The sequence below is a fragment of the Variovorax sp. YR752 genome (genome assembly GCF_943372545.1).
Map to the genome: position 1 here is coordinate 1 of NZ_CALRZC010000310.1, position 7,984 is coordinate 7,984.

Annotated in this window: 12 protein-coding genes; 2 read left to right on the forward strand and 10 right to left on the reverse strand. The window is 68.9% G+C overall.

Annotated features, from left to right (window positions below):
* Positions 1-27: 27 nt before the first annotated feature.
* The 6 genes from AAG801_RS38295 to rpsP all read right to left on the reverse strand — a co-directional run bounded on the left by AAG801_RS38295 (position 28) and on the right by rpsP (position 4,050).
* Entirely contained in the window at positions 28-1,017 is a 990-nt protein-coding gene (locus AAG801_RS38295) for a CobD/CbiB family protein (protein ID WP_341893125.1), read from the reverse strand.
* A 112-nt stretch (positions 1,018-1,129) separates the two neighbouring features.
* Entirely contained in the window at positions 1,130-1,828 is a 699-nt protein-coding gene (locus AAG801_RS38300; protein ID WP_341893126.1) for a CoA pyrophosphatase, read from the reverse strand.
* Positions 1,829-1,972: 144 nt separating this feature from the next.
* Complete coding sequence (gene rplS / locus AAG801_RS38305; protein ID WP_341893127.1) at positions 1,973-2,326, reverse strand: 50S ribosomal protein L19; 354 nt, start codon at positions 2,324-2,326, stop codon at positions 1,973-1,975.
* An 89-nt stretch (positions 2,327-2,415) separates the two neighbouring features.
* Complete coding sequence (trmD, locus tag AAG801_RS38310; protein WP_341893128.1) at positions 2,416-3,168, reverse strand: tRNA (guanosine(37)-N1)-methyltransferase TrmD; 753 nt, start codon at positions 3,166-3,168, stop codon at positions 2,416-2,418.
* Between the two features lie 10 nt (positions 3,169-3,178).
* Positions 3,179-3,766: a ribosome maturation factor RimM gene (rimM, locus tag AAG801_RS38315; protein ID WP_341893129.1), complete on the reverse strand. Its 588-nt coding sequence runs from the start codon at positions 3,764-3,766 to the stop codon at positions 3,179-3,181.
* A 32-nt stretch (positions 3,767-3,798) separates the two neighbouring features.
* A complete protein-coding gene (gene rpsP / locus AAG801_RS38320; RefSeq protein WP_341893130.1) occupies positions 3,799-4,050 on the reverse strand; it encodes a 30S ribosomal protein S16 in 252 nt (83 codons plus the stop codon).
* A 155-nt stretch (positions 4,051-4,205) separates the two neighbouring features.
* Between rpsP and AAG801_RS38325 the strand changes: the two genes are divergently transcribed.
* On the forward strand, positions 4,206-4,748 hold the full coding sequence (locus AAG801_RS38325) for an N-acetyltransferase family protein (protein ID WP_341893131.1): 543 nt from the start codon (positions 4,206-4,208) through the stop codon (positions 4,746-4,748).
* Positions 4,745-5,197, forward strand: a complete 453-nt coding sequence (locus tag AAG801_RS38330; protein WP_341893132.1) for a hypothetical protein — start codon at positions 4,745-4,747, stop codon at positions 5,195-5,197. Before AAG801_RS38325 ends, AAG801_RS38330 begins: the two co-directional genes overlap by 4 nt.
* A 54-nt stretch (positions 5,198-5,251) precedes the next feature.
* Here the strand turns inward: AAG801_RS38330 and AAG801_RS38335 are convergent, their stop codons facing one another.
* The 4 genes from AAG801_RS38335 to folK all read right to left on the reverse strand — a co-directional run bounded on the left by AAG801_RS38335 (position 5,252) and on the right by folK (position 7,834).
* Positions 5,252-6,265: an inorganic phosphate transporter gene (locus AAG801_RS38335; RefSeq protein ID WP_341893133.1), complete on the reverse strand. Its 1,014-nt coding sequence runs from the start codon at positions 6,263-6,265 to the stop codon at positions 5,252-5,254.
* Between the two features lie 23 nt (positions 6,266-6,288).
* Positions 6,289-6,936 (reverse strand): DUF47 domain-containing protein, encoded by a 648-nt coding sequence (locus AAG801_RS38340; protein ID WP_341893134.1) that lies wholly within the window; start codon positions 6,934-6,936, stop codon positions 6,289-6,291.
* Positions 6,937-7,004: 68 nt separating this feature from the next.
* Positions 7,005-7,358, reverse strand: a complete 354-nt coding sequence (locus AAG801_RS38345) for a DMT family protein (protein ID WP_341893135.1) — start codon at positions 7,356-7,358, stop codon at positions 7,005-7,007.
* Positions 7,355-7,834 (reverse strand): 2-amino-4-hydroxy-6-hydroxymethyldihydropteridine diphosphokinase, encoded by a 480-nt coding sequence (gene folK / locus AAG801_RS38350; protein ID WP_341893136.1) that lies wholly within the window; start codon positions 7,832-7,834, stop codon positions 7,355-7,357. Before folK ends, AAG801_RS38345 begins: the two co-directional genes overlap by 4 nt.
* Between the last annotated feature and the right edge of the window lie 150 nt (positions 7,835-7,984).

The window sequence follows — 7,984 nt, forward strand, 5'->3', positions numbered from 1 at the left end:
CGCTATTGATCGATCGACCTTGATCGATCAACCGATCAGGTTGGCCAGCGACAGCAGCGCCAGCAGCAGCATCCACAGCACCACCGAGCGCCACACCAGGCCGACGATGCTGCGCAGGTGAGCGGCGACCGGCGGCATGCCGGGCGTGCTGCCTTCGGCGCCGGCGGTTTCCGGCAAGGCGCCGGCCTCGAAGGTCTTGGAGCGGTCCGGCGTGATGCCCGGCGCGGCGCTGCCGCCGAGCTGCACACCCACCGCCCCGGCCGCGGCGGCGAGGATAATGCCCTCGTTCTCGTGCTTCCACAGGCCGGCGTCACGCCGCCAGCAGGTGATCGCCTCCTCGAAGTTGCCGACCACGGCGAAGCCGAACGCCGTCATGCGGGCCGGCACATGGTCGATCAGGCCGAACAGCCACTGCGAGCGCTGCATCAGCCGTTCGTTGATCGGCGCGCCCACGGTGCGGCTCTTGAAGGCCCAGTAGCGGCTGGCCAGTTCCGACATGCGGTACAGCACCGCGCCCGCCGGCCCGAGCCCGAAGGCCGACAGCAGCACGAACCAGAAGAAGACGCCGAACACATGGCGGTGCGCAGCCAGCAGCGAGTGTTCGATGACGTGGCGCAGCAGTTCGGTGCGCGGCAATTCGCTCGCATCGAGGTGCCGCCATTGCGCGAGCAGGCGCCGCGCCTCGTTCTCGTCGCCGCGGTCGAGCGCATCGCGGATGTCGGTGAAGTAGTGGCTGAACTGACGGAAGCCGAGCGTCAGGTAGAGCACCGCCACGTTCCAGGCCAGCGCCAGCAGCAGGCTGAAGTGGCCGATCGCGTGATAGACACCGGCCACCGCGAGCGCCGGCACCAGCACGGTGACGCACCACACGACCCAGGCGTGATGGTCTCGGCCGGCGTCGAAGTTGCGGCCCGCCCAGCGCATCCAGCCGGTCAGCGTGTCATGGACGACGTTGTCGCGCGGCAGCGGCTTGAGCTGTTCGATCAGCAGGGCGAACAGGACGGCAAAGAAACTCATGCCGGTCGATGATAGCGGCCGCGTCGCGGGGCGGGCCGAGTGCTGGGCCGCTCCCGAGCCGGCCCGCACCCCCTCGGGGGGTGGTTTGCCGTACCCGGCAAGCCGGGGGTGGTCATGCCGAGGCGAGGAAGGCGTAGAGATTGCGCAGCATGGCCGCGGTGGCGCCCCAGATGAAGTAGCGCTGCGCTTCGCCTGCGGCGCCCGGATCGTCCCAGGGCATCGACAGGAAGCGGCGCCGCTGGCCGGCGAACTCGAACTCGTGACGCTGGTGATGTGCCGGGTTCATCAGGAAGTCCAGCGGCACCTCGAAGGCCTCGGCCACCTCGAAGCTGTCCAGCGCCAGCGTGAAGCCGGGCTGCACCAGTGCGACCACCGGCGTGACCACGAAGCCGGTCACCGTGGTGTAGACCGGCAGCGCACCGATCACGTCGACATGCGTGGCGGTCAGCCCGACTTCCTCCTGCGCCTCGCGCAGGGCGGTGTGCACGGCATCGTCGTCGCTGTCCTCGGCGCGGCCGCCGGGGAAGCTGATCTGGCCGGCGTGGTCGCGCAGGTGCGCAGTGCGGCGTGTCAGCAGCACGGTGAGGCCCTGCTCGTGGACGACCAGCGGCACCAGCACCGCGGCATGGGCCGGTTCGCGTTCGGCGAACAGGCGACCGTCGCCGGTGATCTCGGGCTCCCAGGCAATGCCGGCGCCGAATCGCTCGCGCAGCGCATCCGCGCGCAGCCGCGGCGCCGGCACCGGCGGCAGGTGCGAGTCGGTGCCGATGACGGGCACCGACAGCGGGTCGAGGATGGGCGGGCGGGTCATGTGGGCGTCAATGACAAAGCCGCCCCGGGGGGCGGCTTGCCGACTATCGGGCCGGCTTTTGACGCGGCCGGCTACGCCGGGTCGCGTCGGAAGCTGGCCTCGCGCTGCGCGCGAGCTGCCGCTGCGCGGCAGGCTGACCGAAGGTCAGGCCAGCTTCTCCTTGATGCGGGCCGACTTGCCCGAGCGGTTGCGCAGGTAGTACAGCTTGGCGCGGCGCACGTCGCCACGACGCTTCACTTCGATCGAGGCGATCAGCGGGCTGTAGAGCTGGAAGGTCCGCTCGACGCCTTCGCCGCTGGAGATCTTGCGCACGATGAAGCTGCTGTTCAGGCCACGGTTGCGCTTGGCGATGACCACGCCTTCGTACGCCTGCACGCGCTTGCGCGTGCCTTCGACGACGTTGACGCTCACGATCACCGTGTCGCCGGGGGCGAACTCGGGAATGGTCTTGTTGAGACGGGTGATTTCTTCCCGCTCGAGGGTCTGGATCAGGTCCACGGGTTTCTCCAAGGATCGTGCGCGGGGGTGTTGGAAGAAGTTGGCGGCCCGAAGGCCGCTCGCCCGGCAGAGGATCGAAAAGCCTGCGATTATAGCCCGATGCCGGCGAGGAACTTCTCGTCGGCCCGGCTCAGCCGGCCAGCGGCCCGAGCCGCCGCGATCAGATCGGGGCGACGCCGCGCCGTCAGTTCGAGTGAACGCTCGCGGCGCCAGCGGGCGATGTCGGCATGGTGACCGGAAAGGAGCACCGGCGGCACCGCTCGTGACCCGTCGCCCAGCCCCAGCACTTCGGGCCGGCTGTAGTGCGGACAGTCGAGCAGCCCGTCGGAGAAGCTGTCCTGCTCGTGCGAGCGGGCATCGCCGAGCACGCCCTCCTGCAGCCGAGCCACGGCGTCGAGCAGCACCAGCGCCGGCAGTTCGCCGCCGGAGAGCACGAAGTCGCCCAGGCTCAGTTCGACGTCGACATGGGCGTCGAGCACCCGCTGGTCGATGCCCTCGTAGCGGCCGCACAGCAGGATCGCGCCGGTGCTGGCCGCGAACTCCTGGACCACGGCCTGGTCGAGGCGGCGGCCGGTGGGCGTGAAATGCACCACGGGCGCGGGCGCCGCACGGTCGGCCCGCACCGCTGCCAGCGCACGCTCCAGCGGCTCGGCGAGCATCACCATGCCCGGCCCGCCGCCGTAGGGGCGGTCGTCGACGCGGCGGTAGTTGTCGTCGGCGAAGTCGCGCAGCGGCCACAGATGCACCGCGACCTGGCCGGACTCGAAGGCGCGGCGAGTCACGCCGACCGACAGGTGCGGCGCGAACAACTCCGGGAAGATCGTCAGGACGTCGAAGCGCATGGCGCCCGGCTCAGTAGTCCAGGCCCCAGTCGACGCGGATGCGGCGCGCTTCGAGGCTGACCTCGTCGATGTAGGCCCCGACGAAGGGAATCAGCCGCTCGTCGGCATCGCCCCGGCCCCCTTCGGGCAACACCCGCAGCACACTGTGCGCGCCGGTGTCGATCAGGCCGACCACCGTGCCGAGCGACTGCTCCTCGCGGTTGATCACCGACAGGCCGATCAGGTCGACCCAGTAGAACTCGTCGCCGCCAGCGGTCGGGAAGCTGGAACGGCCGATGAAGATGCGTGCGCCGCGCAGAGCTTCGGCGGCGCTGCGATCGGCCACGTCGTGCAGGTGCGCGACGACACCGTCGCCGTGCTCACGCGACTCGATCACCTTCAGCAGCGCGGGACAGGACGGCATGCCGGGGCGCAGCGGCCGGGGCTCATCGGGAGGCTTCAGGAACCAGCGCTTCGACGAGAACAGCGCCTGCGGATCGGAGGCGAACGGCAGGACCTTGATCCAGCCCTTCACGCCCCAGGCACCGACGATTCGCCCGACCTCGACGGCATCGTCGGGCCAGGCAGGCTCGGCAGCGGAAGACGGTGTGGACGTCACGGCCGCTGCCGCGCTCGGTCAGGCACGCTGGCTCAGGCGGCGGCCTTCTTGGCCTCGCCGACCAGACGGGCGACGGTGGGCGACAGTTGCGCGCCCAGCTTGGCCCAGTGCTCGACGCGGTCGAAGGCCACACGCAACGGCTGCTCGGCACCCGAGGCCACCGGGTTGTAGAAACCCACACGCTCGATGAAGCGGCCATCGCGGCGGTTGCGCGAGTCGGCGACGACGATGTTGAAGAACGGGCGCCTCTTGGCGCCACCGCGGGCAAGTCGGATCACGACCATGACTGTTTCCTTGAATCCGGGGTGATCGACCTCGCCAGGGACACGGCTGGTGGGGACAGATCGGGGCTCGCCGCCGTAGATACGCCGATCACCCGACCGGCCAGCAACGAAACCCGGCATTATAGTCAGCTCAGCACTGACCCCGCCTGCCTGCGATGACGACCTCTCCCCTGCTGATCCGACCCAGCACCATCGCCGACCTCGGCGCCATCACGGAGATCTATGGCTGGAACGTGACCCACGGCACCGGCACCTTCGAACTGGAGACGCCGGACGAGGCCGAGATGGGGCGCCGCCGCGACGACGTTCTCTCCAAGGGCCTGCCCTGGCTGGTCGCGGAGCGGGGCAGCGAAGTGCTGGGCTATGCCTACGCCAACCACTTCCGCCCTCGCCGCGCCTACCGCTTCTGTCTGGAGGACTCGATCTACCTCGCCGACGCCGCCCGCGGCCAGGGTATCGGCCGGCTGCTGCTGGCCGAACTGGTATCGCGCTGCGAGGCCGCCGGCGCACGCCAGATGCTGGCGGTGATCGGCGATTCGGCCAACGCCGGTTCGATCGGTGTGCACCGCGCACTCGGCTTCGAACACAGCGGCGTGCTGCGTTCGGCCGGCTGGAAGTTCGGCCGCTGGCTGGACGTGGTGCTGATGCAGAAGGCGCTGGGCCTGGGAGACACCGCCGAACCGGTAGAAGGCACATGAGTTCGCCGGGCCACTACAAGTCGAAAACCCTGGCGACCTGGATCGCGGTGATCGGCGGCTCGCTCGGCCTGCACCGCTTCTATCTGCGCGGCTTCGCCGACCCCTGGGGCTGGCTGCACGCGCCGCCGACGCTGGTTGGCCTGTACGGCCTGCAACGCATGAACGAGCTCGGCCAGGACGACAAGCTCGCCTGGGCACTGATACCGCTGCTGGGGTTCATGCTGGCCGCGGCCATGCTCGCGGCCATCGTCTACGGCCTGACGCCCGACGAGAAATGGGATGCCCGCCACAATCCCGGCGCCGCCGTCCACCCGACCCGCTGGGGCCCGGTACTGGGTGTGATCGTCGCCCTGATGCTGGGTGCCGCTGCGTTGATGGCCACCGTGGCCTTCAGCGGCCAGCGCTACTTCGAGTGGCAGGTCGAGGAAGGCCGCAAGCTCAGCCAGTGAATGGTGCCCCCGGCCGCTTGGGGCGGCCCGGCGCTGGCCGGCTGCGGCCACGCGTCACTTGAACAGCGCCAGGCTGACCCAGTAGAAGACGCCGGCCACGAAGGCCGAGGCCGGGATGGTGAAGATCCAGGCCCAGACGATGTTGCCGGCGACCCCCCAGCGCACCGCCGAAGCTCGCCGCACCGAGCCGACGCCGACGATGGCGCCGGTGATGGTGTGCGTGGTCGACACCGGGATGCCCAGCGCGGTGGCCAGGAACAGCGTCATCGCGCCACCGGTCTCGGCACAGAACCCTCCGACCGGTCGCAACTTGGTGATCTTCTGCCCCATGGTCTTGACGATCCGCCAGCCGCCGAACATCGTGCCCAGGCCGATGGCGATGTAGCAGACCCAGATCACCCAGCTCGGTGGCATCGGATCGCTGGCCGCCGAGTAGCCGGTGGCGATCAGCAGCATCCAGATGATGCCGATCGTCTTCTGTGCATCGTTGCCGCCGTGGCCGAGGCTGTACAGGCCCGCCGAGACCAGTTGCAGCCGCCGGAACCAGTTGTCCACGCGCAAGGGTGGCACGCGCCTGAAGATGTGCGCGACCGCGACCATCAGCAAGGAGCCGAGCACGAAGCCGAGCAGCGGCGACACGAAGATGAAGGCCAGCGTCTTCAGCACGCCGCCGGCGATCAGCGAACTGGCGCCCGACTTGGCGATCACCGCACCGACGATGCCGCCGATCAGCGCATGCGACGAACTCGACGGGATGCCGTACCACCAGGTCACGATGTTCCAGAAGATCGCGCCGATCAGCGCCCCGAACACCACGTGGTGATCGACCACGCCGGGCACGACGATGCCCTTGCCCACCGTGGCAGCCACCTTGAGCTGGAAGATGAAGATCGCCACCACGTTGAAGAAGGCGGCGAACAGCACCGCCTGCTGCGGCTTGAGCACGCCGGTGGAGACGACGGTGGCGATCGAGTTCGCAGCGTCGTGGAAGCCGTTCATGAAGTCGAACCCCACGGCCAGCACGACCAGCAGCGCGACGACCCAGAACGCGACCTGGATGTGTTCCATGTCCGGTGCCGAGACCGCGAGGCTCAGGAGTTCTCGAGGACGATGCCCTCGATCAGATTGGCCACGTCCTCGCAGCGGTCGGAGATCGACTCGAGCTGTTCGTAGATCGTCTTCAGCTTGATCAGCTCGCGCACGTCGGTCTCCTCGCGGAACAGCTTGGACATCGCGGAGCGCATCACGCGGTCGGCGTCGGATTCGAGCTTGTCGATTTCCTCGCAGGTCTTGATCGCCGCCTCGGCGGTGGCCGGCTGGCTGATCTTGGGCAGCAGCGACACCGCGTGCTGCACACGCTCGCAGCACTTGGCCGACAGGTCGCCCAGGCGCAGCACCTCTTCGGTCATCGCGCGCACGTCGTACAGCGACATGGTCTCGGTCGCGTCCTGCAGCAGGTCGAGGATGTCGTCCATCGCATTGATCAGGCCGTGGATCTGCTCGCGGTCGATCGGCGTGATGAAGGTCTTGTGCAGCAGGCGGTTGACTTCGGCGGTGACGCGGTCGGCGCTGCGCTCGGCGTTGCCGACCTCGTTGCCGTATTTCTCCCGCAGTTCAATGTCGGCGTAGTTCTGGATCAGCAGCATGAAGGCACGCGCCCCCTCGACGATGTGGCCGCCGTGCTGGTTGAACAGCTCGAAGAAATTGCCCTCACGCGGCAGCAGCTTGCCGAACAGCATCCCTCACCCCTTCGCGGTTGTCACGCACTTGTCACACGCTTGTCACGGGCGCGAGTGTAGCCGCCCGGTCAGCCGCGGAAGATGAAGTAGACGGCGCCCACCAGGCACAGGCCGGCCCAGAGGAAGTCGAGCTTGAAGGGCTGGTTCATGAAGAAGAGCGCGAAGGGCACGAACACGGCCAGCGTGATGACTTCCTGCATGATCTTCAGCTGCGCCAGCGAGATGCCGCCGGCAAAGCCGATGCGGTTGGCCGGAACCTGCAGCAGGTACTCGAACAGCGCGATGCCCCAGCTGATCAGCGCCGCCGTGTACCAGGGCTTGTCGGCCAGGCTCTTCAGGTGGCCGTACCAGGCGAAGGTCATGAAGACGTTGGAGGCCACCAGCAGCCCGATGGTCTGCAGCGAGATCGGCAGGCTGTTCATGTCGGGAGTCTCTCGATGGATTGATCGGCCACGACGGCAAGCAACTCGGAGGCACGCCCGCGCCCGGGGATGATCAGGTCTGGCGCCAGTTCGGCCAACGGCTGCAGCACGAAGGCACGCTCATGGGCGCGCGGGTGCGGCAGCGTGAGTTCAGCGCTGTCGATCAGCGTCTGGCCGTGCAGCAGCAGGTCGAGGTCGAGCGTGCGCGGGGCGTTGCGATAGGGTCGCTCGCGGCCATGCGCCAGCTCGATGGCCTGCAAGCGATGCAGCAGGGCCAGTGGTTCGAGCGCGGTGCGCAACTCGGCCACGGCGTTGAGGTAGTCCGGCCCGGAGGAGTCGATCGGCGCGCTGCGGTAGGTCGAGGAGCGGCGCAGCAATTCGGTGTCCGGCAGCGCTGCCAGCGCCTCGAAGGCGGCCTGCAGCGCCCCGCGCGCATCGCCCAGATTGGCGCCGAGGCCGATGTAGGCCAGGCTCACGACGCGACGGACTCAGCCCGCCGTCGGTGCGGCCGGGCCGGCGTCGCCGCCACTGTCACCACCACCCGATCCGGCACCGGCCGGCTTGCGCCGGCGCCGGCGCTTCCTCTTCGCGGGGTCGGTCGCCTCGGCGGCGGCGCCGCCGGCGGC